Source organism: Tenacibaculum sp. AHE14PA, assembly GCF_019278465.1.
Lineage (GTDB): Bacteria > Bacteroidota > Bacteroidia > Flavobacteriales > Flavobacteriaceae > Polaribacter > Polaribacter bernardetii.
In genome coordinates, this window is sequence record NZ_CP058983.1 from 2,691,510 (window position 1) to 2,717,139 (window position 25,630).

The window sequence follows — 25,630 nt, forward strand, 5'->3', positions numbered from 1 at the left end:
AAATGTTACAAAAAAAGCCTCAATTAAGAGGCTTTTAACAATTTTTTTAATTTTCTTTTTGCATTAGCTTTATAATTTTGTCCTGACTTTTAGAGATATACATATTTAGAGTAGTTTTATCTTTGTCAGTATAAGCGGAACCATAATGATAATCTTTATTATTTTTAAGATGATTAAAAAAATCTTTTTTAGATGTTTTTTTATCCTCTATAAAATAATTTTTTTAAACGTTTCATCTAGTTTTTTAAATTCAGTAGACTTGTTAGATGTTGGTTTTTCTTTTGTGTCTTTTCTCTTATAAACGTCGCCGGTTTCAGTATTTACATCTTCTACTATATGTACCTCGTCTTCGACTACCCAGTTGTTTTTTGTTTTTACTTGTGGTTTAGCAGCTAATTTCTCTAAGTTTACATCTTCTATTATATGCACTTCATTTCCAACTACCCATTTGTTTTTTGCCTTTTCTTTGGATGAAGTTAGAGTTTTAGATTTGTTGTTTTCTTTATTTGTTTTAAAAGAGTCAGAATTTGTTTTAGTAGTTATATAAATTTTTCCTGACCCATCTTTGTTTTTTTTAACGGAGGTAGTTTTAATGTCTTTTGGATGAATTTTATTTAAATTTTCATATGCGATTATTTTTCCGTTTAAATAAAAAGTTATGTTTTTAAAATTTTCATCTTTAATTATTTGTAAGTCGTTTTTTACTACCCAACCTTTTTTTATTGCAGGAGACGGAGGAGGAATATTGGATACCTCACCTTTCTTTACAATTGGAGCAAGTGGCGGTGGAATATTAGATTTTTCACCTTTTTTAATTACTTTTATTGATGTAGGTTTTAACGTTGGGTAAATAGGGAAGTTAGGAAAAGGTTCTGCACTTTGTTTTTGTTTATCATTTAACAAATTATAAAGCTGTTTTATTTTATTATGATCTTTTACCTTAATTATTCTTTTGTTTAAAGGCTTACTATTATACTTTTTACTTAATCTATTGTATTCTGTAATTTCTTTTAGGGATGCTTTTTTATTATTAGGTTTTATAGTGTCTTTTTTATTTATGCTTAGTTTAAGAGCATCAATATCTTTTAATTTCAGCTTAACATCATCTACAACTGATTCAGAAGCAATACTTTGTTTTGAAGATTCTCTTTTAATAGGTGCATCTATATATTTTTTCTTTGGATCTTCTTTAATCGTTATCTCTTCAATTTTATACTCGTTTTTTAAGTAATTAAAAAAAGCTTTTTCTCTTTTCTTATTTTGATAATCAAAATATTTTTTAGTAGATAAGCTTGCCTGATGTTCTTGAGGAAAACGTTTACTGCGTGCATTTTTGTACACAAAACTAACAGAATAGTTAGAGAAATCTGAAGCTTTGTAATTATTAAGGATTTCGTTTTTTACCACTTTTTCATCAATCCAAATTGCATACTCTTTGTTGTTCTTTAAATCTTCAATTAATTTTTGACTTGGTACTTTCTTTTTAGTTTTTAAAGGAGGTGGAGGAGGTAGTTGCGCTTTTTCTTTTTTTGTTAACTCATCAAATCGTTTTTTAACTTTGTTTCCGTTTTTATCTTTTTTAATGTTAAAACTATTTCTGTAAAAATAACTTTTGTAAATTTCACTATCAGATAGTTTTCCTTCTTTTAAAGGAACATCCTCTGTAATTTCTTCGATAATTGTTTCTTGTGCTTCAACTCTTTCAGCAAACAAGAATACGAATCCTACTGTAACTGGTATTACAGCCAGTTTTTTTAATAAGACTTTGGTTGGTGAACTTTGTTTTGTCATCATTAGTAATCTTTTTTTTGTTAATAAATAATTCAAATTACTGGCCAAGTAATAATCGTTGTTCCAAGCAGTTTTATTCAATAATAAATGTTGATACTCAGAAATATTTTTATGATTAGAAATCACTTTTGTGTCTGCTAAAAACTCGTGATTTAATTGTATTGTTTTTTTTAAGAAGTAAAAAATAGGGTTAAACCAAAAAACAATTTTTAAAACTTCAATAAGCAATACATCAAAAGTGTGTTTTTGTGTAGCATGTGTAAGTTCGTGCGTAAATAATTCTTCTTCAATTTTTTGCGAATTATATGCTGTTTTATTGATGAAAATATAATTCCAAAATGTATGCGGACTTATTTTATCATCAACTAAAACTAATGTTGCTTTTTGATGCTTTATCGTTGTGTTTTTTCTTGTTTTCTGATAAATAGCAACTACATTTTTTATAAACCGAATTAATAAAATTATCGATATAAAAATGGAGAAGTATATGAAGTAATTAAAATAATTAACAGGTGTTTCAATGACTGCTGCGGTTTCAAAAACAATAGGTTCTTGTGTTGTTAGTTGCGCAGTTTCTATAATTTGTAAAGGAGCAACTTTTGTGTAAATTATACATAACGGCGCTAAAAATGAAAATAACACACTGCCTAATAAATAAAAACGATTGAATTTGTGCATTTTTTCTTGCTCTAATACCAAATGATAAAAAAGTAGCAGTAGCGTTAAGCAAATTCCAGATTTTATGAAATAACTAATCATTATTGTTGTTTTTTAATTTGACTATCGATAATTTTTTTTAAGCTTTCTAATTCAGAAACAGACAAATCGGTTTCTTTGGTAAAAAAAGAAGCAAACTGACTAGCAGAATCGTTAAAGAAATTTTTTATCAATCCGTTTACGTGTTTCGAGAAATAATCTGTTTTTTTAACTAACGGATAATATTCTCTAGATTTTCCGAATAAATTATAGGCAATAAAACCCTTATCATTCATTCGTTTTAACAAAGTTGCTACCGTTGTTGTTGCTGGCTTAGGTTCTGGAAACTCCGCTAATAAATCTTTCATAAAAGCCTTTTCTAACTTCCATAATAATTGCATTACTTGTTCTTCGGTTTTTGATAATTGCATGGTAATCTGTTTTATTGCTCTACAAACATAGAGTAAATATTTTAATTCTACAAGTGTAGAGTTGAAGTATTTGCATTGAGATTGATTTTAAAGTTGATGAATCTGTTTGCGTTAAGGATTGAAACGGCATCCTTTTTTATGATTATTAAATATTCGTCATTACGAGGAGGTACGACGAAGTAATCTCATTGGAGTTAGAAATTACTTTATGTTGTTTGCAATGGCATTAAGATTTACTAGGAAAAAAGATATAGTGGAAAGCCTGCCGTAATTATTCTCAAAATAATTACGGAACGCCCAATTTCTCGATACAATTTTATTTCATACTTCAATAAAATCACTCGAAATGACAAGCATAAAAAAATCCGCTCATTGCTGAACGGATTTTATTTATGATGATAATGTCTGTTCGAGCGCAGTCGAGAACTTTTAAAACTTTACAACTGCACTCAAAGAGATATTTACTTAGATAATTCAGTAAAATACTTATAAAAATAAGGAATTGTTTCAATACCTTTTAGGTAATTCCAAATACCAAAATGCTCGTTTGGTGAGTGAATTGCATCCGAATCTAATCCGAATCCCATTAAAATAGTTTTACTTTTTAATTCTTGCTCAAATAAAGCTACGATAGGAATACTTCCTCCGCTACGTTGCGGAATAGGTGTTTTTCCAAAAGTTTCGGTATACGCTTTGCTTGCTGCTTTATAAGCGATATTATCGATAGGTGTAACATAACCTTGGCCACCGTGATGCGGCGTAACTTTTACGGTTACAGATTTCGGAGCAATGCTTTCGAAATGATTTTTAAACAATTCGGTAATTGCTCTCCATTCTTGATTTGGTACTAAACGCATCGATATTTTAGCGTACGCTTTACTTGCAATTACTGTTTTTGCACCTTCACCGGTATAACCACCCCAAATTCCGTTTACATCTAAAGTAGGGCGAATAGAATTGCGTTGGTTGGTTGTGTAACCTGCTTCCCCATGTACATCTTCAATTTTTAAAGCATCTTTATATTTATCTAAAGAAAAAGGCGCTTTTGCCATTTCAGCACGCTCTTCACGAGATAATTCTTCTACGTTATCGTAAAAACCAGGAATCGTAATATGATTGTTTTCATCGTGTAATGACGCAATCATTTTTGTTAAAATATTGATTGGGTTTGCTACGGCACCACCATATAAACCTGAGTGTAAATCTCGATTTGGACCGGTAACTTCAACTTCTACATAACTTAAACCACGTAAACCTGTAGTGATTGATGGAATATCGTTAGCGATCATTCCTGTATCAGAGATTAAGATAACATCGTTGGCTAATTTTTCTTTATTTCTTGGAACAAACCAAGCTAAACTTTCAGAACCTACTTCTTCTTCACCTTCAATCATGAATTTAACATTACAAGGTAAGTTTCCTGTACTTGTCATGTATTCCATTGCTTTTACGTGCATATACATTTGCCCTTTATCATCACAAGCACCACGCGCAAAAATTGCACCTTCAGGGTGAATGTCTGTTTTTTTAATAACAGGCTCAAAAGGAGGTGAAGTCCATAAATCAATAGGATCCGCAGGTTGTACATCATAATGACCATACACCAAAACGGTTGGTAAATTTGGGTCAATTATTTTTTCACCATAAATAATAGGATATCCAGGAGTTTCGCAAATTTCTACTTTATCACATCCCGCTTTTTCTAAACTGTTTTTAACAACATCAGCAGTGTTTAATACATCTTTGCTAAAGGCAGGATCCGCACTTACAGAAGGAATTTTTAATAAATCGATAAGCTCGTTTATAAATCTATCTTTATGTTGAACAATATAATCTTGTACGTTTTTCATGTGTTGTAATTTAGTAAGCATCAAAAATAATAAAAATTTTGTGCTTCTCCTTTGTAGTTTACAAGTATTGTTTATATTTGCAGCCACAATTAAATTTGTATGCGGGTGTGGTGGAATTGGTAGACACGCTAGACTTAGGATCTAGTGCCGCAAGGTGTGAGAGTTCGAGTCTCTTTGCCCGTACAGATTAAAAAAAGCTTCTCATTTACGAGAAGCTTTTTTATTGTTTAAAAAGTTACATTCAATTACCTAAAACTCCAGTTTTTATAATTACTAGAAGCTTCTAGTTTTATTTCGATAGCATCTGGTAATTCAGGAAAAAAATCGATTCCAGTTTTTTCTTCTAAGGTATCAATAGAAACTACAAAATCATATAAAGGTTTTTTACTTTCTTCATGAGGAAATAAAAAAGCAATAGCCTTTATTTCTGGCTGTGAATAATCTAAGAGTATCTTATAAAATTCAGTAGGAACACTTACTTTATTTTTTCCAATAGTTTTTAAACCCGGTTTTAAAACACCACCGGTTATAACATATAAATGTTGATTCTTTTTAGCCCAGTACCGTGTTTTTTGCTCTAATCTGTTCCAAATACCAGCATTAAAATCGTGTTTCTGTGGCGTAATATTAGAGGTGTAAAAAGTTTCGTCATGAGCTTCTTTAGAATAACGTTTATCGGCAGCAGGACATAAATGCCCCCTGTCGTACCCCGATTTTTTATAACTCCTCCAATTGGCAGATTTTGTCTTTACTTTCGGGTCGTTAATAAAGTAAGGACGCTTAAAATCATTATAAACAATATCGTTTTTACTTAAAGAATACGCAACCCATTCCGCTTGTTCGTGTTCCTCATTATAAGATAACTGATATCCATCGTGTTTTATAATAGCACCTGTTGTTGAGCTTGGTAAATAATTAAAACCATTTACATCTTCAATTACTATATCCGCAGGAAAATCAATAGTATTTTCTTGAGGTTTTAAATAATAACCAACGATTAAAACGATAATAGCAACTACTAATTTTATTTTTTTAGAAGTACTCATTAACTTTTTAGCAGAATCTCTTTAAAATCATCCGTTTTTTCTACCTGATCAAATATTGTTTGAAATTTTGTTGGAGGCACCGATAGTTTTCTCTTTACCAAATCTAACCAAGCTCCGTACACGGTAATTACTGCCGATAATTTCCCTGCTTCATTAAAAACTTCATGTTGAATTTTCCAACGTTCTCCTTTACTCGATAACCCAATCACTTTAAGATTCACAGAAATATCGGTTCCCATATGAACTTCACGTAAAAACTTGGTGTTCTCCTCAAATAAAATCGGACCTGTTTTTTCCTTTGTAAAATCTTGTATTGTAATATTATGTTCTTTAAAAAAACGCAATCTTACCTCTGCAGCATAATCATTGTATGCCGTGTGGCGCATATGTATATTGGCATCGAAATCTGACCATCTTGTTTTAAAATCTACACTAAAACTCATTTTTGTATTTTTTTTTGAAAAGCGAAGATACAAATTTTCATTTTTTTAGCGTTACCACGAGGGTCGGGCTTTTCGCACTCGCTTTTTGTTCGTGCCTCACAAAAGAGCTCAAACAAATGCTACAATCCCTAACGCAAATACAGTTATTAACTTTTAATGAAGTGTTAAAATTAAGATTTTACATCTAAAGCATCACGAAGTGTATTTCCTATTAACATAAAAGCCATAACTAAACTCATAATTGCCAAACCGGGAATTAACGCTAAAAATGGTTTTCCTAAAATAATATAGTTATAATGATTTTTAATCATGGCTCCCCAAGACGGAGTAGGAGGTTGCGCACCGATTCCTAAAAAACTCAAGCCACTTTCTATTAAAATAGCCGCAGCAAAATTAGCCGCCGATATTACAATTATAGGCGCTAAAATATTTGGTAATATATGTTTAAAAATAATTCTGAAATCAGAAAAACCTAATGCTTTTGCAGCTTCAACATATTGTTGTTGTTTGGTGGTAATTACTTGTCCGCGTACCACACGAGCAACTTCTACCCACATGGTTAAACCAACGGCAATAAACACTTGCCAAAAACCTTTTCCTAATGCTAAAGTGATGGCGATTACTAATAATAACGTAGGTATAGACCATGTAATGTTAATAATCCACATAATAAAAGTATCAACCTTTCCACCAAAATAACCCGCGATTGCTCCAACCGGAATTCCGATTAACAGCGAAATAAACACGGCTATAAATCCTATAAAAAAAGAAATTCTTGCTCCGATTAATAACCTGCTTAATAAATCGCGTCCGTATTTATCGGTACCAAACCAAAAGGTTTTTTGCTGAATATATGTTGTAGGTTGATTATCAAATAAAGATAACGGATAAGTTTTAGCTAAACCGTCGGAATATTTTAAAACTGCTAATTGATTCTCTGTTAACTCGTATGATTTTATAGGTATTTCGGTAGGTGAATGCTTTTTTCCATCCATAAAAACAGAAAACCATGATTGTTGTTTTTTTGATTTTGACGGAATACTAAGCATCAATACTGAAAAACCTGGAGATTTAGAGTGAATTTCTAAATGCATTTGATTTGCAGCGTTACTATTATCTGGCACAATCACATAACAAAAAACAGCTGTTAATCCACAAAAAACAATAAACAAAAAGCTAAAAACACCAATTTTACTTTGCTTAAATTTTTTGATTGCTAATTGCCATAAAGAGTGGCTTAGATTATTTTTCACGTACAGTATTTTCTTGTTTAGTAACCGAAAGGTCTCTTAGATTTTGTATATCAATACTTGATGGATTTTGAAAAATTTCTAAATCGAAATATTTAACAGAAGCTAAAATATGATCAAAAATATTAGCCATAACACGTTCGTAATCTTCCCATACTTTTTCTTTACTAAAAGCATAAATTTCTAAAGGAATTCCGTTAGGAGTTGGTTCTAATTGACGAGACATTAATAACATATCTTGATTTATTTGTGGGTGATTTTGAATGTAATGATCTAAATATACCCTAAAAGAACCAAAATTGGTTAAGTTTCTACCGTTTAATAAAACGGTCTTATCAATGTTATGTTCGGTGTTGTAATTATTTACCTTACCACTTGCTTCATTGATATAATCAGTAATTAAAGCAATTTTCTTGAAATTTTCAATGTCCGATTCCGTTAAAAAGCGAATACTATTGATTTTAATCAATATAGCACGTTTAATTCTTCTTCCACCAGAATTGCTCATTGTTCTCCAGTTTTTAAAAGAATCTGAAGTTAAATAGTAGGTTGGGATACTAGAAATGGTATTGTCAAAATTTCTAATAATAACCGATGTTAGGTTAATCTCTACAACATCACCATCGGCACCGTATTTATCCATAGTAATCCAATCCCCAATCCTAACAGTGTCATTTACGGCAACCTGAATACTGGCAACAAAACCAAGAATAGTGTCTTTAAAAATAAGTAATAATACGGCAGAAAATGCTCCTAATGCAGTTAAGAATTTAATAAGAGGTTTTCCTGTTAATACAGAGAAAGATAAGATGATACTTATAAGCCATAATGCAATCATAAAAATTTGCACATAACTATCTAAAGGTTTGTCTTTAAAAGCATCCATAGTTCTTAAAAAGTCTTTAATACTGTTAAGCACACTTTTTAAAAACCAAACAACAGAAAATATAATAGCAATACTAAGAATGCGCTCGGAAGCGGATAATACATTGGGGAAATCTGCTAAAAGTTCTTTTATGAAATTAAAGATAACAACTAAGATTACACTTCTAGAAAAATTTAAAAACACCCTATTTTTAATAAGCATATCATCTAACTGAGTGCCTGTTTTATCAGCTATTTTATGAATAGCTTTTCTACCAACATACCTAATTACTCTAAAAAGAATAAAACCTAAAACAAGAAAAACAATAAGGTTTGCTATAAGGTTTAAATAGGTTGCTAATGTTTCAGAAAGTGATAACTGTTCTTTAAAAAGATTATAAAAAAATTTATCTGGCATAATTTAGTTTAAGAATCAAAAGTAGGTATTTCTTGGCCAACTTTTAAGTTGAATTTTTTTCGAAACCAAAAAACAATTAGATATAAAATAGGTGTATCTAAAGCAGCTATAATAACTTTAAATAAAAATCCGCTAATTAACAAGCTTGTAAAAATATCCCAAGGAAGAATTTTAAAAGAGCATAATAAAAAAACAACGGTAAAAGTATCTATAAATTGAGAAAGAAAAGTAGAGAAGTTATTACGTAACCACAAATGTTTTCCGTTGGTTAATTTTTTCCAAAAATGAAAAATACGAATATCTATAAACTGAGCAAATAAATAGGCAAGCATAGATGCTAATACAGCAAGTGGAGATAAACCAAATACAGTAGAAAAGGTTTTATTGTTAATAGGAGAACTGTTAATTGCAGGAACATTATCTGCAACTAAAATAATTAACATAGAAAAGAACGACGCAAAAATACCGGCGATTACAACCTGATTGGCTTTCTTTTTTCCGTAAATCTCAGATAAAATATCTGTAATTAAAAAGGTAATAGGGTACGGTAAAATTCCTGCAGAAATTTCAAAGCGATACAAATTAAATGGTTCCCAATAAAAAAATTTCTGAAAAATTAAATTAGAAGTAACCAAAGAAGCAATAAATAATGCAGCTAAAACTAAATAGATAAGTTGCGCTTTATTTTTTAAATGTTCAGTCATAGAGCGAAATTACTAATTAATAATGATTTTAAAATTGTGTATGTTTGCAACTTATATTTTACGATAATTAAAAGACATAATTTTTTTTATCGATTATATCAAAAAATAATAACAAATTAGAGAAAAACAGATGAAAGCATATATTTTTCCGGGTCAAGGAGCGCAATTTACGGGAATGGGATTAGATTTATATGAAAAATCTCCATTAGCTCAAGAACTTTTTGAAAAGGCAAACGATATACTAGGTTTTAGTATTACAGATGTAATGTTTGAGGGTACACCAGAAGCATTAAAAGAAACAAAAGTAACACAACCTGCAATATTTTTACATTCGGTAATTTTAGCAAAAGTACTAGGAGATGATTTTAAGCCAGAAATGGTTGCGGGTCATTCGTTAGGAGAATTATCAGCTTTGGTAGCAAACGGAGTGTTATCTTTTGAAGACGGATTAACATTAGTTTCTAAACGTGCTTTAGCTATGCAAAAAGCGTGTGAAATTAAGCCATCTACTATGGCAGCTGTTTTAGGTTTAGAGGATAAAATAGTTGAAGATACTTGTGCAGAGATTGACGGAGTTGTAGTTGCTGCAAATTATAATTGTCCTGGTCAGTTGGTAATTTCAGGAGAAGTAGAAGCTATAGAAAAAGCTTGTGAGGTTTTAACTGAAAAAGGAGCACGTAGAGCTTTGGTTTTACCTGTTGGAGGCGCATTTCATTCACCAATGATGGAGCCTGCTCGTGAAGAGTTAGCAAAAGCAATTGAAGAAACTGTTTTTAGTGAGCCAACATGTCCAGTATATCAAAATGTAGTTGCAAAAGCAGTTACAAATCCTGCAGAAATAAAAGAAAATTTAATGGCGCAATTAACGGCTCCAGTAAAATGGACACAGTGTATCCAAGCAATGATTGCTGATGGAGGAACTGAGTTTGTAGAGGTAGGTCCTGGTAAAGTATTACAGGGTCTTATGCGTAAAATAGATAGAAGTGTAGCGGCTAGCGGAGCTAGTATTGACGCTTAGATAAATTATTTATAAAGTATTAAAAAAGCGAACTCAATTTTGAGTTCGCTTTTTTAATATCTATAATTCAGGATTTTTAATTTTTAAAAGCTGATATATTTTATCTTCTTTAGGCGCTAAAAGAATCATATAAAATAAAAGAATAACTCCAAAAAGAATAAAATCTGGTTTTAGTAATAGAATTATAAAACACGCAGCTTCTATAATGGCCCATTTAAAAATAGAGGCACTTTGATAAATTGCAAACTTTTCATCATCACTATCACCTTCTTTTATTTTATTTAAAGTGTTTTTAAATATAAAGTTGCTAAGCACGTATGCAACAGCAGGAATAAAAGAATAGATTAATGAAGCATTGTCTATTTCTAAATTTAAGATATTTTTAAAATCACCAATTAAAAAATAAGCTAAAGTAACTCCAGCTATTAACGCGAGGTGAATTATTTTAAGTGTTTTTATTTTTTGATTCATAGTTGTTTATTGAACAAAAGCATTAATTTTTTCTGTAATAAAAGCTAATTGTTCTTCATCTAACTCAGTATGCATTGGTAATGAAATTACTTCATCAATTAACTGATTGGTAACCGTAAAATCATCTTCATTATAACGTTCATCTTTATACGCTTTTTGAGCATGTAAAGGAACAGGATAATAAATTGCATTCGGAATATTATTATCTAATAAGTACTGGTGTAATTCATCACGTTTTCCATTCGTAATTCTTAAAGTATATTGATGAAAAACATGGCAATTACAAGTGTCGCATATATTGTTACCACAAGAACTTGTAGAAGGTGTTATTATATTTGGATTATTAGTAAAGGCATTATTATAATATCTAGCAGCTTTTCTACGGGCATCACAAAAACTATCTAATAAAGGTAGTTTTATTTGTAAAACGGCAGCTTGTAAACTATCTAAACGAGAATTTACACCAACAACATCGTGGTAATAACGCTTGTACATTCCGTGGTTTACAATTCCTCTAATAGTATGTGCTAAATCATCATCGTTGGTAAAAATTGCACCACCATCACCATAACAACCTAAGTTTTTAGAAGGAAAAAATGATGTTGTACCTACATTACCAATAGTTCCAGATTTCTTTTTTGTTCCGTCAGAAAATGTATAATCAGCACCAATTGCTTGAGCATTATCTTCAATAACAAATAGGTTATGCTCTTTGGCAATTTCCATAACCGCTTCCATATTTGCACACTGTCCGAATAAATGAACAGGAACGATAGCTTTGGTCTTTGGTGTAATAGCCTTTTTTAAAGCATCAATATTAATGTTAAAAGTATCAGCATCAACATCTACTAAAACCGGCGTTAATTTTAACAACGCAATTACCTCTACGGTAGCGGCAAAAGTAAAATCGGCAGTAATAACTTCATCACCTTGCTCTAAACCTAATCCCATCATTGCAATTTGCAATGCATCAGTTCCGTTAGCACATGGTATTACATGTTTTACATCTAAGTATTTTTCTAAATCAGTTCCGAAGCCTTTAACTTCAGGGCCACCAATATAATAAGCGGTGTCTAAAACACTTTCGAAAGCCTTATTTACTTGTGGTTTTATTTTTGCGTATTGACCTTGAAGGTCAACCATCTGAATTTTTTTCATTTAACATGATTTTATAGAATTCAAAAATACGAATTAAATTTCTGTTATCTTTGAAGAAAAACCTTAGTAAATGAAGTTATTTAAAAAGCTTTTTAAAATTATATTAATATTACTAATTGTAGTAATTACTGCTGTTTGGTTGTTTTCTAGAACTTTACATCCTACTTATAGCGGGGAGTTAGAATTATCGGCCATTTCAGATAAAGTTACCGTGCATTATGATGAGGTTGGTGTGCCGCATATAGAAGCTAAAAATCAACAAGATGCTTATACAGCTTTAGGTTATGTACATGCGCAAGATAGACTTTGGCAAATGGAGTTGATTAGAAGAATTGCAGCAGGAAGATTAGCTGAGGTTTTTGGAAAAGAATTACTTAAAACTGATACTTTTTTCTCTGGATTAGGAATTGAAGAAGCAGCGAATAAAACGATTCATAATTTAGATAGAAATTCTGAAGCATATAAATTAACAGAAGCTTATTTAAACGGAATAAATCAGTTTATAGAAGAAGGAGCCACTCCGTTAGAATTTTATTTAGTAGGTCTCGAAAAAGAAAAATATACGATTAAAGATGTGTATAATGTATTCGGTTATATGGCCTTTAGTTTTGCAGTTGCTCATAAAACAGATCCGTTACTAACAGAAGTAAAAGAAAAACTAGGCGATGCTTATTTTAAAGAATTAAACGGGGCAAATTATGAAAATCTTACATTTATCAAAAGTGAGAAAAAACCTGAGTTGAATGCCAGTTTTGCACAAGCAATGAATACATTATTAGACAAGTTACCAATTTCACCTTTTATAGGAAGTAATTCGTGGGTTTTAGGACCTGAGAAAACGAAAAGCGGAAAAGTAATTTTTGCTAATGATCCACACATTGGGTTCTCACAACCTTCTGTTTGGTATCAATCACATATTAAAACTCCAGATTATGAGATATACGGATTCAATTTAGCGTTAACCCCATTTCCTTTATTAGGTCATAATCGCAATTATGCTTATGGATTAACAATGTTTGAAAACGATGATGTTGATTTTTATTACGAGGAAAACAATCCCAATAATCCGATGGAATATAAAACTCCGTTTGGATATGAGAAATATAAATTAATTGATAAAAAAATAAAAGTTAAAGGTGATGCTGATACTACTTTTCAAGTAAAAGTAAGTAAGCACGGACCTGTGATGAATGGTTTAATTGATTTTATTGATGATGAGCGACCAATTGCAATGCAGTGGATTTATACTAAATTAAACAATCAATTATTAAACGTTTCTTACGAAATGTCGCACGCCAAATCGTTGCAAGAGTTTAAAAACGGAGCAAGTAAATTACATGCTCCCGGATTAAATATAATGTACGGAGATGCCAAAGATAATATTGCTTGGTTTGCTTCTGGTAAATTATACAAGTACAGAGATAGCCTAAACACAAAACTGATTTTAAACGGAGCTTCAGGAAAAGACGAAATTAAAGAGTGGTTAGATTTCGAAGAGAATCCGCAAGCGATAAACCCGAGCTTAAATTATGTGTATTCAGCAAATAATCAGCCAGATTCTATTGCAGGAATGCTATATCCAGGTTATTATTTATCAGAAGATAGAGCACGAAGAATTGTTGATTTGTTAGCTCCTAAAAACGATTGGACAAAAGAAGATGTTGGTGAAATGATTTATGATGTTACCTCGCCAGTAGTGCCAGAAATTATTATGTATTTAAGTAGAAGTGTAAATAGATCTCAGCTTACGCCAAGTGAGAAAAAGGCATTTCATATTCTAAAAAATTGGAAAGGCTATTATGGAAAAGAAGAAATAGCTCCTGTTATTTACACTCGTTTGTGGTATGAGTTTGTTAAAAATACTTATAAAGATGAAATGGGTGCGGCTTTTAAGCAGTTTGCAAATACACCTTTAGAGGAAAAAGCAGTAGCGAGTCAGGTAAAGAAAGAGCAATCTGTTTGGTGGGACGATATTACTACCAAAAAGATAGAAGATAAAGAAGCCATAGTAACAAAGTCTTTTCAGAATACGGTTGCTTTTTTACAAAAACAATTAGGTGAAAACGTTGAAGGTTGGCATTGGAAAAGAGTAACTTCGGTAGAGTATGAGCACCCAATAGGAAAAGCGGGTGGGTTATTGCGTAAGTTTTTTAATGTAGGACCTTTTGAAACAAATGGAGGAGATCAGGTAATTAACAATCAAATTTACACAATTGATAGTACAGGTGTTTATAACATAAAAGCAGGACCTTCTACGCGAAGAATTGTAGATTTTTCTGATGTAGAAAACAGTATGGCTATTTTACCAACAGGGCAATCGGGTAATGTATTTAGTACGCACTATAAAGATCAAGCTAAAAAATATTTAAACGGTGAGTTTGTGAAGATGAAATTGAATCAGTCGAGCATTAAAGAGAGTGAAAATAAATTGATTTTTTCTCCGAAGGATTAACAATTGTTTTAATTAAAACTAAACAAAATACATACAAAAGAGAAACTGCTAATTTTTTACAGTTTCTCTTTTTTTATTTAATTTAAGTAAGCTGTCGTTTGTTTTTAAAAACTTTAACTCAGCTTTTATTATAGAATCTCTATGGTTTTTTGTTTTAATAGGGATTGTATCTGATAGCGTAATTATTTGATGCATCCACTCTTGGTGTTTCTCAATAATATCTTCACCTTTATTTTGATTTATATTATTAAACTTGGTCACAACTTTATATGATGTGATAAGGATTACAACCATTACAATACTGATTCCTATGAAAATGAGAGTGATTTTTTTGCGAGTCATTTATTAAACTTCTTTATAAACATCATTAAAAGGAATTCTAAAACGCTCACCATATACTCCTTTATCTGTTCTAATACCACAGCTAACAATCATGTTAATTTTCGCGCCTCTAGGTAATTTTAATAACCGCTTTACACGCCAAGTATCAGAGCCTTCCATCGGGCAAGTGTCATAACCTTCAGCAGCCATAGATATCATAAAATTTTGTGCTGCTAATCCTGTAGTTTTTTGTGCTACTATTCGCATATCACTATTACGAACCTCACGATATGTTGGTCTAAACAAGCCCGTAATTAATGTTACCAAGTATTTTAACCAACCAAAAATCCCTAAAAAATCGAAATAGATAAACGGAATCACTTTTCCGTAATAATTTCTAGCTACTTTTTCTCTACTGCTTTGTGTTTCCTTCGGATTATCTTTTCCAAAAGTTTTATCCATAAAGGCTAAATTTGCTTTTGCGCGTTTACGCCATAAATCTTTTCGAGTAACAAAAACAACTAATTGTTGCGCGGTTTTTGCAGCGTTTTGGTTAAAACACAACGGTGCAATTTTAGCAATAGTTTCTTTAGACGTAATATGATAAAATTCCCACAATTGCATATTACTACTTGTTGGAGCTAAACTTGCTTGCTCAATACATTTTTTTACGATATTGGTGTCAATAGCTCTTTCTGCATTAAATATTCTTACAGAGCGACGATAATTAATTGCCGCTGAAACTGTTTTTTCTGTCATCTTTTATGTTATTTCTTATTTTTAATAGCGGGTAATTAACTTATCTTCATCAAGAATTTTAGTTGTTTTAACTTTCCTTTGTAAGGTGCATAACGCGTAGGAACATCCAACCAGTTACCTCTTGTAACTACACCCTTTTTATGAGAGAAAGTATCAAATGTTTTTTTACCATGATAGCCTCCAATTCCACTTTCACCAACACCTCCGAAAGGTAAACGATGGTTTGCAAAGTGAACAGTGGTATCGTTAATTGTTCCGCCACCGAAAGAATATTTAGTAATTATTTTTTTAGCGAAACGGTTTCGGGTTGTAAAAACATATAAAGCTAAAGGTTTGTCGTATTTAGCAATAATAGCGTCGAATTCTTCTTCTGTTTCGTATGAAATTAAAGGAAATATTGGTCCGAATATTTCACCTTTCATAACTTCACTGTCTAAACTAGGTTCATCAATAACAGTAGGAGCGATATAGTTATCATCTCTATTTATTTGTCCTCCAATAGCAATTTTTTCACCTTGTAAAAGTGCGGCAAGTCTGTCGAAATTACGGGTATTTACAATACGCGGATAATCTTTAGAAGCTTCGGGGTTTTCACCATAAGCGTTTATGATTTCCTTTTTAAAATGATTTATAAATTCTTCTTTTACTGAAGTATGAATCAATAAATAATCAGGAGCAATACAAGTTTGTCCACCGTTAATAAATTTACCCCAAACTAAACGTTTAGCGGCCAATTTTATATTAGCGGTTTCATCTACAATACAAGGGCTTTTTCCTCCTAACTCTAATGTAACAGGCGTAAGATATTCTGCGGCAGCTTTAGCTACAATTTTACCTACGGGTACACTTCCTGTAAAAAATATATAATCCCAACGTTGTGCTAATAATTCTTGAGAAACAGCAACACCGCCTTCTACTACTGCAACATGGTTTTTATTAAAAACAGCTTCAATAATTTCTTTGGTTACTTTGCTTGTGTGAGGTGTTAATTCAGATGGTTTTAAGACCACATTATTTCCTGCAGCAATTGCTCCTATAAGAGGTGCGAAAGCTAATTGATAAGGGTAATTCCAGGGTGCAATAATTAATATTGTTCCGTAAGGTTCGCTATGAATTTTAGCAGAAGAAGGAAAATTTAATAAAGACGGTAAAACACGTTTTGGCTTGCTCCAAGAATGAATGTTTTTAATAGTCATTTTTAGCTCGGCTAAAACAATAGATGTTTCTGTCATTAAAGCTTCATATTCCGATTTTTTAAAATCATTATAAAGTGCCTCAACGATATCTTTTTCTCTTCTGATAAGTTCTTTCTGTAGTTTTTTTAAGGCGTTTTTTCTAAAGGAAATGTCTTTAGTTTGTTGCGTTTTAAAAAAGTTTTTTTGGGATTTAACCAATTGTGATATATCCATAAAATTAAATTTCTTGTAGTTTTTTATTCATTACTAAAAACCATAAAGGCGGAATCAAAGAAAGTAGCATCATACCAGGATAACCGGTTGGCATTTGCGGACTTTCAGGAACTGTTTTTAATAATTGATAATGTTTAGATCCGTTATAATGATGGTCTGAATGACGCGATAAATTAAATAATAATACTTGCCCGATTACATGATCAGAGTTCCAAGAATGTATTCTTTTTACGCGCTCATATCTTCCGTTTTCAAGTTGCTTTCTTAATAAACCATAATGTTCAATATAATTTATTGTTTCTAGTAATACTATTCCGAAAACAGCAGCTCCTATAAAAGCGAATAGTACAAACGGAGTAAAGGAAAAATAGATTAATCCGAGAAATAATAGGTTGCAAACAGTATAAATAACCATTCTGTTTTGGTAATGAAACCAATTTCTACCTGTGCTTTTTAAACGTTTATTTTCGCTTTGCCAAGCTTGGTAATAACTTGTAATGTGTGAGCGTATCCAAAATAAATATAAAACTTCATTTTTTCTGGCAGTTGCAGCGTCTTTAGGTGTAGCTACATTTAAGTGATGCCCAGCATTATGATAAGGTAAAAAATGTGTATTTAAAGACGTTAATAATAAGAGTTCTCCTAAAAATTCATCAAAGCGATTATTGCGATGGCCTAATTCATGACCAACATTTATACCTATAACTCCGCACATAACTCCTAAGGCAAGAATACGACCTGTAATCTCTGTAGTTGTTAAGTTAATTTCTTGAATAACATAAAAAAACCATCCAACAAATAGTAGTTGAATAGGTATTGTTGCGTATAAAATTAGTGTATATAATTTATTCTCTTTTTCAATTAGCGCTTCTTCTTTGTTTAGGTTTTTTTTATCTGTTTTAAAAAAAAGTTCGGCAAAAGGAACTGCAACAAAAAAAGTTAGTATAGGTAAGAATGTAATCCATCCTTTATTTGTAAAAGCTAAAAATACCGTAATTGGTAAAATAACTATTGATAAATATTTAAGGGGTTTCATACTTGAAATTTCCCTAAAGATACAACTTACAAACAAGCATCCCAAATAGCTTCTTTTGGGGTTGGAGCGGTAATTCTTATTAGCTCTTTACTTACAGGATGAATAAACTCAATTTTACGAGCATGTAAATGAATACTACCATCTTTATTGCTTCTTTTTGCACCGTACTTTAAATCGCCTTTAATAGTAGCACCGATATTTGATAATTGTACACGAATTTGATGATGACGACCGGTTTCTAAGTCAATTTCAAGTAAAGAATAATTGTCTAGTTTTTTAAGAGTTTTATAATGAAGAATCGCTTTTTTACTACCGTCAATTTCTTTAGGATAGGCAGTAGACTTATTGTTTTTAGGGTTTTTCTTTAAAAAATTAATAAGAGTGCCTTCGCTTTTCTTAGGTTCGTTTTTTACAACAGCCCAATATGTTTTTTTGATGGTTTTTTCGCGAAGCATTTTATTTAAACGCTCTAAAGCTTTTGAGGTACGTGCATAAATTACAACGCCAGATGTTGGCCTGTCTAAACGATGAACGGTTCCTAAATAAACAGCGCCAGGCTTATTGTATTTATCTTTAATGTATTCTTTAACAACGTCTGAAAGTGGTTTGTCTCCTGTTTTATCACCCTGAACAATGTCACCTGCTCTTTTGTTAATAACCACGAGGTGATTATCTTCATGTAAAACTTGTAAATTGTCTTTGTTAGAATGCATTTTTAAAGTATCACTTCGAGCTTGGTCGAGAAATTATTTAAAGTCTTTAGCTATAGCTTCATTAGTATTGTCAATGAATTTTAAGAATTCATCACGTCCTACACCTGTTTCAGATGAGGTAATAAATGAGGTTGGAAGAATTTCCCAATGTTTTAATAGTTTCTTTTTATAAGAAGCAATTTGTTGATTTATTTTAGAACTCCCTAATTTATCAGCTTTTGTAAAAACGATTCCAAACGGAATTTGGTTTTCTCCTAGAAACTGCATAAACTCTAAATCTATTTTTTGAGGATCATGACGAGAATCTATCAAAACAAATGTAAAAACTAGTTGTTCTCTTTCTTTGAAATAGTTTTCAATGAAAAACTGAAAAATAGTTCTTTTCTTTTTAGAAATTTGAGCGTAACCGTAACCAGGTAAATCGACTAAAAACCACTCTTCATTTATTTTAAAGTGATTGATAAGTTGTGTTTTACCGGGTTTACCAGATGTTTTAGCTAAACTTTTACGTTCCATCAACATGTTGATTAATGAAGATTTACCAACATTAGAGCGTCCTATAAAAGCATACTCAGGTATTCTGTCTTTAGGAGCTTTCATAACATTACTGTTACTCATCACAAAATCGGCAGATTTTATTTTCATAAATACTAAGTTATACTATTATATATTTCGTTTAGAAAGCCAGCTTTCTAAAATTTCATTAAATTCTGTTGGCGTTTCCATCATTGCTGCATGCCCGCATTTGTCTATCCAAAACAAATCAGAATCTGGTAATAATTTATGGAAATCATTGGCTACTTCTGGCGGAGTTACGCCATCTTGTTTTCCCCAGATAAGACATGTTGGTTGTTGCATGTTTGGCAAGTCATTTGCCATGTTATGACGGATGGCACTTTTGGCGATAGAAAGTGTTTTTAAAGCTTTAACTCTATCATTTACAATACTGTATATGTCATCAACTAATTCTTTTGTAGCTATTTTTGGGTCGTAAAAAACTTCCTGAGCTTTTGTTTCGATATATTCATAATTACCTCTTTTAGGATAACTATCTCCCATAGATTTTTCATACAAGCCAGAACTACCGGTTAAAACCAGTGCGCCAACATCTTTTGGGTAATGCTTAGTGTAATATAAAGCAATATGACCACCTAAAGAATTTCCTAAAAGAACAACGTCTTTAAGTTCTTTGTATTCAATAAAATCATGTAAGTAACTAGCTAGTTGTTTTACATTTGTTTTAAGTAATGGTAAGGTGTATAAAGGTAATTCGGGAATTAAAACTCGATATCCTTTTTTAGAGAAATGTTTAAAAGTCTCGTCAAAGTTACTAAGAGCCCCCATTAATCCGTGTAATACAATTAATGCTCTTCCTTCACCTGCCTCTGCATATGTAAAATCGCCTTCTTTTTTTAAAAAATCAGTCATTGATATTATAGGTTTGACTTAACCACAAATGTAGTCCTTTTTTGTTAAAATTTCACTTTTATTATTTCATACTCATTAGCGAAGTTAACTACTCTTACTGTCAGTTTTTTAGCTTAAAACTCAAAACTTATCAACAAAGTGGTAAAAAGTGGTAAAAAGTGGTAAATATTCTTTATTTTTGATGCAAACTATGAGCGTGTAACGTGGTGAATTTAATTGGAACATACGAGTGTAAGGTAGATGCTAAAGGGAGGTTGATGATGTCATCGGCTTTCAAGAAGCAATTGTCTGCTGTGTTGCAAGATGGTTTTGTGGTTAAGCGTTCTGTTTTTCAGCCTTGTTTGGAGTTGTATCCGATGAAGGAGTGGGGTTTAATGATGCAAAAGATTAATAAATTAAATCGATTTGTAAAGAAGAATAATGATTTTATTAGAAGGTTTACGGCGGGTGTGAAAACTGTTGATGTAGATGCTTCGGGTAGAATTTTGGTATCAAAAGATCTCTGTCAGTTTGCGGGTATAGGAAAGCAAGTTGTGCTTTCTTCTGCTGTAAATATTATTGAGATCTGGGATAAAGATAAGTACGAGAAAGTAATAGATGATGCTGTTGTTGATTTTGCTGATTTGGCAGAAGAGGTGATGGGAAATACAGGTGTAGATGAATTATCATAGTCCAGTTTTACTGAAGGAAAGTGTAGATGCGCTTAATATTAAAGAGGATGGGGTGTATGTTGATGTTACTTTTGGTGGCGGAGGTCATTCAAGAGAGATATTAAGTAGATTGGGTAAGAGCGGAAAGTTGTTTGCTTTTGATCAGGATCCAGATGCGCAGCAAAATACAATTAATGATGAGCGCTTTGTGCTTATTGGAGAGAATTTTCGATTTATATCGAGATTTCTTCGTTTTTACGGAATTCGTAAGGTAGATGGTGTTTTGGCTGATTTAGGAGTTTCTTCTCATCAATTTGATGAGGCAGAAAGAGGTTTTTCTACAAGATTTGATGCTGATTTAGATATGAGGATGGATCAGAAATCGGATTTATCAGCAAAAAAAATTATCAATAAATACAGTGAAGAAAGATTAGCGGATGTGTTGTTTTTGTATGGAGAGTTAAGAAATGCACGAACACTGGCTAAGAAGATTGTGGAGGCAAGACAAGAAGAAGAAATTGCTACAAGTTTTCAGTTAAAAGAAGTTTTAAAAGAGTTTTTGCCGCAGGCTAAAGAGCATAAGATATTAGCGCAAATTTTTCAGGCAGTAAGAATAGAGGTGAATCAGGAACTAGAGGTTTTAAAAGAATTCTTACAGCAAATGCCAGATTTGTTAAAGGAAGATGGTCGATTAAGTGTTATTTCTTATCATTCGTTAGAAGATAGGTTGGTAAAGCGATTTATAAGAACAGGGTTGTTTAGTGGTGAGCCAGAAAAAGATTTTTACGGAAACATTAGTGTTCCTTTAAAGAAGGTTGGTAAAATGATTATACCAGCTAGAGAGGAAGTGAAAGTGAATAATAGGGCCAGGAGTGCAAAATTAAGAGCAGCAACACTTAAATAATGTCTAAGGTAAGAGAGGGTATTTACGATGTTTTGCGAGGGCGCTTTTTAACGGATGATAGTTCTTTTAATAATTGGCGGATATTAATTTTTGTAGTAGTGTTATTATTAATCATGATATCGAGTTCTCATAGTTTAGATGCGAAAGTGGTGAAGATTGCGGAGCTAAATAAGCTGAAAAGAGAATTGCGAGCAGAAGATTTTGATACGAGTACCGAGTTAACAAGGATGAAGTTAGAAAGTAGTATTCGGAAAAGAGTAAAAGAAAAAGGATTGTTTCCGGCTGAGAAACCTCCTCAGAAAATAAAAGTAACAACTAAAAAAGAATAAATAAGCATGGTAGAAAAGAAAGGGATATTAAACAAACTCTATGTGGTAGTTGTTTTAATGACGCTTTTCTTTGTGGTTATTGTTTTTAGAGTATTTAATCTTCAGTATGTAGATGGTGATAAGTATAGAAAGCTATCTCAAGAAAAAACAGTAAAAAACGACACTATATTTGCAAACCGAGGTAATGTATATGCTGCGGATGGAAATTTATTGGCGACTTCAATGTCAAAATATACAATTCGTATGGATGTTGTTGCTGTAAAATCAGAAGTGTTTGAGAAGAACATTCGAGGTTTGTCGGAATCATTGTCGGCGATGTTAGGTAAATCTACAAGTTACTATCAGAAAAAAATAAGACAAGCAAAAAAACAACAGAACCGTTATTTATTAATCGCTCGTAATGTGGGGTACAATGATTATGTAAGAATGAGAAAGTTCCCGATTTTTAAAGAGGGAATTTATAGAGGTGGTTTTATTGCAGAGCAAAGCACGGTAAGAGTACATCCGATAGGTAAAATTGCAGAAAGAACTATTGGTTATGATAATAAAAGAGGTGGAGCAGGAATAGAGGGTGCTTTTGCTGATTATATGCAGGGAGAAAATGGTTGGCGTTTGAAACAAAAGATTGCAAAAGGGCAATGGAGACCTATTAATGATGTAAATGAAAAAGAACCAATAGATGGTAGTGATGTAATAACAACAATCGATGTAAATATTCAAGATATAACGCATCATGCATTGCTTAGTCAATTAGAGTATTTTGAAGCAGATCATGGTTGTGCAGTGGTGATGGAAGTAGCAACGGGTGAGATAAAAGCAATTTCGAATTTAGGAAGAACGTCTAAAGGAAAATACTACGAAAAAAGAAATTACGCAGTTTGGGAAAGCCACGAGCCTGGTTCTACATTTAAACTAGCAAGTTTAATGGCTGCCTTAGAAGATAAAGTTGCTGATACTTCGGATGTAATTGATTGCGAAAAAGGTAGAATTTATATTAACAACAGAAAGGTAGAGGATAGTAAAAGAGGTGGATATGGTAAAATATCATTAGCGCGTGTTTTTGAGGTTTCCTCTAATGTTGGTATTGTAAAAACAATAAAAAAACATTACGATAAAAACCCTGAGAAATTTACAAAACGGATTAAGTCTTTTGGTTTAGACCAGTTAACTGGTGTTAAAATAAAAGGAGAAGGTAAACCGTACATTCCGAATTCTTCAGAAAAAAGTTGGAGTCCGATTTCATTAGAATGGATGGCTTGGGGGTATGGAGTTTCTCTTACACCATTACAAACATTGGCTTTTTATAACGCTGTTGCTAATAACGGAAAACTGGTAAAGCCTTACTTTGTTAAAGAGTTAAGAATTGGTGGGAAAACGGAGAAAAGTTTTGGTACTCAGGTTTTAAAAGAAAAAATAGCCTCTCAAACGACCCTGAATAAGGTGAGAAAAGTTATGGAAAATGTTGTAGAAAAAGGTACGGCAATGAATGTGTATTCTTCAAATTTTTCTATGGCAGGTAAAACAGGGACGGCAAAAAAATGGATTCCTAAGCACAAGGATGAAAATGGTAAAACTGTTTATGGTCATTATTCTAGTAAAAAATATGTAGCATCTTTTGCTGGTTTTTTCCCTGCTGATGAACCTAAATATTCATGTATCGTAGTTGTTCATAGTCCGAAGAAGGAAAAAGGATATTACGGAGCTATAGTTGCTGCTCCTGTTTTTAAGGATATCGCACAGAAAATATACACAACAACTCCTGTAAATAATCAATTAGTATCGGATGAGATTTCATCAGCAAGTATTGATAATGAATATCAGGATTATTATAAGAAATTAAGAAAATATAAAACAATTATGCCTAGGGTTTTAGGTATGAGCGGAATGGATGCGGTTGCTTTATTAGAAAACATGGGATTGAAGGTTAGGTTCTCAGGAATGGGAAAAGTAACAGAGCAATCTATAGATAATGGGCTAAAAGTATCAAAAGGAGCAACTGTTTATTTAAAGTTATCATAATTGAGAAAGTTAAAAGATATATTATATAAAGTAGCTGTAAATAAAATTTATGGAGATACTGATGTTGCAATCAACAATATTCAGTTTGATAGCCGATTGGTGCAAAAAAACGACTTGTTTGTTGCGCAAAAAGGAGTTACTGTTGATGGGCATCAGTTTATAGAAAAAACATTGAACTTAGGTGCCACTGTTGTTGTTTGTGAAAGTATTCCTGCGGATAAAAAAGAGGGGGTAACTTATGTTGAGGTTAATGATTCTAATATTGCATTAGCAATTATGGCTGCCAATTTTTATGAGAATCCGTCAAGTAAATTACAATTGGTAGGTGTTACAGGTACAAACGGAAAAACAACAATAGCTACCTTATTATATCAGTTATTTAAAAAAGCAGGTTATAAAGTTGGTTTATTATCAACAGTTAAAATAATGGTTGCTGATGAAACGCATAAGTCAACACATACAACACCAAATTCTCTAGCGATAAATAAATACTTATCGTTAATGATTGATGCAGGTGTTGAGTATTGCTTTATGGAAGTTAGTTCTCACGGAATTCATCAAAAAAGAACTGAAGGATTGAGCTTTGTAGGTGGGGTTTTTACAAACTTATCACACGATCATTTAGATTATCATGAAACATTTGCAGAGTACAGAGATGTAAAAAAATCATTTTTTGATTCGTTGCCAAAATCAGCATTTGCATTGGTAAATATTGATGATAAGAACGGGCAGATAATGCTGCAAAATACCAAAGCAAACAAGCAAACCTATGCATTAAAAACATTGGGTGATTTTAAAGCTAAAGTGTTAGAAAAAAGTTTTTCAGGAAGTTTATTAACGATTAATAATATTGAGGTTTGGACAAAGTTAATCGGTGAATTTAACGCTTCTAATTTATTGGCAATTTTTGGAGTTGCAGATTTATTAGGCTTAGAGAAATTAGAAATCTTAAGGCTTATAAGTGAGTTAGAAAGTGTAGATGGACGTTTTCAGTATACGGTGTCGGATGGCGGAGTAACTGCTGTTGTTGATTATGCGCACACACCAGATGCACTTAAAAATGTGTTACAAACTATAAATGATATCCGTACAGGTAACGAAAAGGTAATTACTGTCATAGGTTGTGGAGGTGACAGGGATAAAACAAAGCGACCAAAAATGGCGTTGATTGCTTCTCAACTAAGTGGTCAGGCGATTTTTACCTCAGATAATCCAAGAACAGAAGATGCTCAGGTGATTATTGATGAAATGGAAGCAGGAGTGTCTCCAGAAAACTATAAAAAAACATTGTCGATTGTAAATAGAAAGCAAGCAATTAAAACAGCATGCAAATTGGCAGTAAAAGGAGATATAATATTGATTGCAGGAAAAGGACATGAAAATTATCAAGATATAAATGGTGTAAAACATCATTTTGATGATTTAGAGGAAGTAGAGAATTGTTTCAATCAACTAAAAAACACATAGAGC

The 25,630-nt window shown here is 32.0% G+C and carries 24 protein-coding genes and 1 tRNA gene; 8 read left to right on the plus strand and 17 right to left on the minus strand.

Annotation, left to right across the window (positions count from 1 at the left end):
• Nucleotides 1–207 precede the first annotated feature (207 nt).
• The 3 genes from H0I30_RS12385 to H0I30_RS12395 all read right to left on the minus strand — a co-directional run bounded on the left by H0I30_RS12385 (nt 208) and on the right by H0I30_RS12395 (nt 4,768).
• Nucleotides 208–2,550: a M56 family metallopeptidase gene (locus H0I30_RS12385; protein ID WP_218772170.1), complete on the minus strand. Its 2,343-nt coding sequence runs from the start codon at nt 2,548–2,550 to the stop codon at nt 208–210.
• The gene (locus H0I30_RS12390; protein WP_218772171.1) at nt 2,550–2,918 is read right to left on the minus strand and encodes a BlaI/MecI/CopY family transcriptional regulator; all 369 of its coding nucleotides are present in this window, start codon (nt 2,916–2,918) and stop codon (nt 2,550–2,552) included. The genes H0I30_RS12385 and H0I30_RS12390 overlap by 1 nt, the downstream gene beginning before the upstream one ends.
• Nucleotides 2,919–3,379: 461 nt before the next feature.
• Nucleotides 3,380–4,768: a dipeptidase gene (locus H0I30_RS12395; protein WP_218772172.1), complete on the minus strand. Its 1,389-nt coding sequence runs from the start codon at nt 4,766–4,768 to the stop codon at nt 3,380–3,382.
• Nucleotides 4,769–4,869: 101 nt separating this feature from the next.
• Here H0I30_RS12395 and H0I30_RS12400 point away from each other — a divergent pair.
• Nucleotides 4,870–4,951: transfer RNA gene (locus H0I30_RS12400), tRNA-Leu, on the plus strand.
• Nucleotides 4,952–5,013: 62 nt separating this feature from the next.
• Here the strand turns inward: H0I30_RS12400 and H0I30_RS12405 are convergent.
• From H0I30_RS12405 to H0I30_RS12425, 5 genes are all read right to left on the minus strand, one after another.
• Nucleotides 5,014–5,814: a DNA/RNA non-specific endonuclease gene (locus H0I30_RS12405; protein WP_218772173.1), complete on the minus strand. Its 801-nt coding sequence runs from the start codon at nt 5,812–5,814 to the stop codon at nt 5,014–5,016.
• Nucleotides 5,814–6,257, minus strand: a complete 444-nt coding sequence (locus H0I30_RS12410; protein ID WP_218772174.1) for a thioesterase family protein — start codon at nt 6,255–6,257, stop codon at nt 5,814–5,816. The genes H0I30_RS12405 and H0I30_RS12410 overlap by 1 nt, the downstream gene beginning before the upstream one ends.
• Nucleotides 6,258–6,427: 170 nt before the next feature.
• Nucleotides 6,428–7,510 (minus strand): ABC transporter permease, encoded by a 1,083-nt coding sequence (locus H0I30_RS12415; protein ID WP_218772175.1) that lies wholly within the window; start codon nt 7,508–7,510, stop codon nt 6,428–6,430.
• Nucleotides 7,500–8,789: a mechanosensitive ion channel family protein gene (locus H0I30_RS12420; RefSeq protein ID WP_218772176.1), complete on the minus strand. Its 1,290-nt coding sequence runs from the start codon at nt 8,787–8,789 to the stop codon at nt 7,500–7,502. The genes H0I30_RS12415 and H0I30_RS12420 overlap by 11 nt, the downstream gene beginning before the upstream one ends.
• 8 nt (nt 8,790–8,797) lie before the next feature.
• Nucleotides 8,798–9,493 carry a queuosine precursor transporter gene (locus H0I30_RS12425; protein WP_218772177.1) on the minus strand — a complete coding sequence of 232 codons (696 nt, stop codon included), beginning with the start codon at nt 9,491–9,493 and terminating at the stop codon, nt 8,798–8,800.
• 130 nt (nt 9,494–9,623) lie between these two features.
• Between H0I30_RS12425 and fabD the strand changes: the two genes are divergently transcribed.
• Nucleotides 9,624–10,511: an ACP S-malonyltransferase gene (fabD, locus tag H0I30_RS12430; RefSeq protein ID WP_218772178.1), complete on the plus strand. Its 888-nt coding sequence runs from the start codon at nt 9,624–9,626 to the stop codon at nt 10,509–10,511.
• 60 nt (nt 10,512–10,571) lie between these two features.
• Here fabD and H0I30_RS12435 read toward each other — a convergent pair whose 3' ends face one another.
• Complete coding sequence (locus H0I30_RS12435; RefSeq protein ID WP_218772179.1) at nt 10,572–10,982, minus strand: MFS transporter; 411 nt, start codon at nt 10,980–10,982, stop codon at nt 10,572–10,574.
• Between the two features lie 6 nt (nt 10,983–10,988).
• On the minus strand, nt 10,989–12,140 hold the full coding sequence (locus H0I30_RS12440; protein WP_218772180.1) for a DegT/DnrJ/EryC1/StrS aminotransferase family protein: 1,152 nt from the start codon (nt 12,138–12,140) through the stop codon (nt 10,989–10,991).
• Nucleotides 12,141–12,210: 70 nt separating this feature from the next.
• On the opposite strand from H0I30_RS12440, the gene H0I30_RS12445 reads away from it, so the two are divergent.
• The gene (locus tag H0I30_RS12445; protein WP_218772181.1) at nt 12,211–14,592 is read left to right on the plus strand and encodes a penicillin acylase family protein; all 2,382 of its coding nucleotides are present in this window, start codon (nt 12,211–12,213) and stop codon (nt 14,590–14,592) included.
• A gap of 48 nt (nt 14,593–14,640) precedes the next feature.
• On the opposite strand, the gene H0I30_RS12450 is transcribed toward H0I30_RS12445, so the two are convergent.
• Genes H0I30_RS12450 through H0I30_RS12480 form a run of 7 tightly spaced genes read right to left on the minus strand, consistent with a single transcriptional unit; the run spans nt 14,641 to nt 20,258 of the window.
• Nucleotides 14,641–14,886: a hypothetical protein gene (locus H0I30_RS12450; protein WP_218772182.1), complete on the minus strand. Its 246-nt coding sequence runs from the start codon at nt 14,884–14,886 to the stop codon at nt 14,641–14,643.
• Nucleotides 14,887–14,937: 51 nt separating this feature from the next.
• The gene (locus H0I30_RS12455) at nt 14,938–15,672 is read right to left on the minus strand and encodes a nitroreductase family protein (RefSeq protein WP_218772183.1); all 735 of its coding nucleotides are present in this window, start codon (nt 15,670–15,672) and stop codon (nt 14,938–14,940) included.
• A 35-nt stretch (nt 15,673–15,707) separates the two neighbouring features.
• Nucleotides 15,708–17,081 carry an aldehyde dehydrogenase gene (locus tag H0I30_RS12460; RefSeq protein WP_218772184.1) on the minus strand — a complete coding sequence of 458 codons (1,374 nt, stop codon included), beginning with the start codon at nt 17,079–17,081 and terminating at the stop codon, nt 15,708–15,710.
• Between the two features lie 4 nt (nt 17,082–17,085).
• Nucleotides 17,086–18,117, minus strand: coding sequence for an alkane 1-monooxygenase (locus H0I30_RS12465; protein ID WP_218772185.1), 1,032 nt, complete (start codon nt 18,115–18,117; stop codon nt 17,086–17,088).
• A 26-nt stretch (nt 18,118–18,143) separates the two neighbouring features.
• Entirely contained in the window at nt 18,144–18,830 is a 687-nt protein-coding gene (locus tag H0I30_RS12470; protein ID WP_218772186.1) for an RluA family pseudouridine synthase, read from the minus strand.
• A gap of 33 nt (nt 18,831–18,863) precedes the next feature.
• Nucleotides 18,864–19,475, minus strand: a complete 612-nt coding sequence (gene yihA, locus H0I30_RS12475) for a ribosome biogenesis GTP-binding protein YihA/YsxC (protein WP_218772187.1) — start codon at nt 19,473–19,475, stop codon at nt 18,864–18,866.
• Nucleotides 19,476–19,493: 18 nt separating this feature from the next.
• The gene (locus H0I30_RS12480) at nt 19,494–20,258 is read right to left on the minus strand and encodes an alpha/beta fold hydrolase (protein ID WP_218772188.1); all 765 of its coding nucleotides are present in this window, start codon (nt 20,256–20,258) and stop codon (nt 19,494–19,496) included.
• Nucleotides 20,259–20,461: 203 nt separating this feature from the next.
• Between H0I30_RS12480 and mraZ the strand changes: the two genes are divergently transcribed.
• The 5 genes from mraZ to H0I30_RS12505 are packed head-to-tail and all read left to right on the plus strand — an operon-like array spanning nt 20,462 to nt 25,627.
• Nucleotides 20,462–20,929 carry a division/cell wall cluster transcriptional repressor MraZ gene (gene mraZ / locus H0I30_RS12485; RefSeq protein WP_218772189.1) on the plus strand — a complete coding sequence of 156 codons (468 nt, stop codon included), beginning with the start codon at nt 20,462–20,464 and terminating at the stop codon, nt 20,927–20,929.
• A complete protein-coding gene (gene rsmH, locus H0I30_RS12490; RefSeq protein WP_218772190.1) occupies nt 20,916–21,812 on the plus strand; it encodes a 16S rRNA (cytosine(1402)-N(4))-methyltransferase RsmH in 897 nt (298 codons plus the stop codon). The genes mraZ and rsmH overlap by 14 nt, the downstream gene beginning before the upstream one ends.
• A complete protein-coding gene (locus tag H0I30_RS12495; RefSeq protein WP_218772191.1) occupies nt 21,812–22,141 on the plus strand; it encodes an FtsL-like putative cell division protein in 330 nt (109 codons plus the stop codon). Before rsmH ends, H0I30_RS12495 begins: the two co-directional genes overlap by 1 nt.
• A gap of 6 nt (nt 22,142–22,147) precedes the next feature.
• Complete coding sequence (locus H0I30_RS12500; RefSeq protein ID WP_255554300.1) at nt 22,148–24,160, plus strand: penicillin-binding protein; 2,013 nt, start codon at nt 22,148–22,150, stop codon at nt 24,158–24,160.
• Nucleotides 24,161–25,627: a UDP-N-acetylmuramoyl-L-alanyl-D-glutamate--2,6-diaminopimelate ligase gene (locus H0I30_RS12505; protein WP_218772192.1), complete on the plus strand. Its 1,467-nt coding sequence runs from the start codon at nt 24,161–24,163 to the stop codon at nt 25,625–25,627. It abuts the gene before it with no gap.
• Nucleotides 25,628–25,630: the final 3 nt, after the last annotated feature.

Bases quoted from the DNA above. Each gene is read 5' to 3' on its own strand.
- H0I30_RS12435 (WP_218772179.1), bottom strand. From the start codon at position 10,982: ATGAATCAAAAAATAAAAACACTTAAAATAATTCACCTCGCGTTAATA.
- H0I30_RS12405 (WP_218772173.1), bottom strand. From the start codon at position 5,814: ATGAGTACTTCTAAAAAAATAAAATTAGTAGTTGCTATTATCGTTTTA.
- H0I30_RS12500 (WP_255554300.1), top strand. From the start codon at position 22,148: ATGGTAGAAAAGAAAGGGATATTAAACAAACTCTATGTGGTAGTTGTT.
- H0I30_RS12385 (WP_218772170.1), bottom strand. From the start codon at position 2,550: ATGATTAGTTATTTCATAAAATCTGGAATTTGCTTAACGCTACTGCTA.
- rsmH (WP_218772190.1), top strand. From the start codon at position 20,916: ATGAATTATCATAGTCCAGTTTTACTGAAGGAAAGTGTAGATGCGCTT.
- H0I30_RS12420 (WP_218772176.1), bottom strand. From the start codon at position 8,789: ATGCCAGATAAATTTTTTTATAATCTTTTTAAAGAACAGTTATCACTT.
- H0I30_RS12470 (WP_218772186.1), bottom strand. From the start codon at position 18,830: ATGCATTCTAACAAAGACAATTTACAAGTTTTACATGAAGATAATCAC.
- yihA (WP_218772187.1), bottom strand. From the start codon at position 19,475: ATGAAAATAAAATCTGCCGATTTTGTGATGAGTAACAGTAATGTTATG.
- H0I30_RS12460 (WP_218772184.1), bottom strand. From the start codon at position 17,081: ATGGATATATCACAATTGGTTAAATCCCAAAAAAACTTTTTTAAAACG.
- fabD (WP_218772178.1), top strand. From the start codon at position 9,624: ATGAAAGCATATATTTTTCCGGGTCAAGGAGCGCAATTTACGGGAATG.
- H0I30_RS12480 (WP_218772188.1), bottom strand. From the start codon at position 20,258: ATGACTGATTTTTTAAAAAAAGAAGGCGATTTTACATATGCAGAGGCA.
- H0I30_RS12455 (WP_218772183.1), bottom strand. From the start codon at position 15,672: ATGACAGAAAAAACAGTTTCAGCGGCAATTAATTATCGTCGCTCTGTA.
- H0I30_RS12450 (WP_218772182.1), bottom strand. From the start codon at position 14,886: ATGGTTGTAATCCTTATCACATCATATAAAGTTGTGACCAAGTTTAAT.
- H0I30_RS12425 (WP_218772177.1), bottom strand. From the start codon at position 9,493: ATGACTGAACATTTAAAAAATAAAGCGCAACTTATCTATTTAGTTTTA.
- H0I30_RS12440 (WP_218772180.1), bottom strand. From the start codon at position 12,140: ATGAAAAAAATTCAGATGGTTGACCTTCAAGGTCAATACGCAAAAATA.
- H0I30_RS12410 (WP_218772174.1), bottom strand. From the start codon at position 6,257: ATGAGTTTTAGTGTAGATTTTAAAACAAGATGGTCAGATTTCGATGCC.
- H0I30_RS12445 (WP_218772181.1), top strand. From the start codon at position 12,211: ATGAAGTTATTTAAAAAGCTTTTTAAAATTATATTAATATTACTAATT.
- H0I30_RS12395 (WP_218772172.1), bottom strand. From the start codon at position 4,768: ATGAAAAACGTACAAGATTATATTGTTCAACATAAAGATAGATTTATA.
- H0I30_RS12495 (WP_218772191.1), top strand. From the start codon at position 21,812: ATGTCTAAGGTAAGAGAGGGTATTTACGATGTTTTGCGAGGGCGCTTT.
- H0I30_RS12465 (WP_218772185.1), bottom strand. From the start codon at position 18,117: ATGAAACCCCTTAAATATTTATCAATAGTTATTTTACCAATTACGGTA.
- H0I30_RS12390 (WP_218772171.1), bottom strand. From the start codon at position 2,918: ATGCAATTATCAAAAACCGAAGAACAAGTAATGCAATTATTATGGAAG.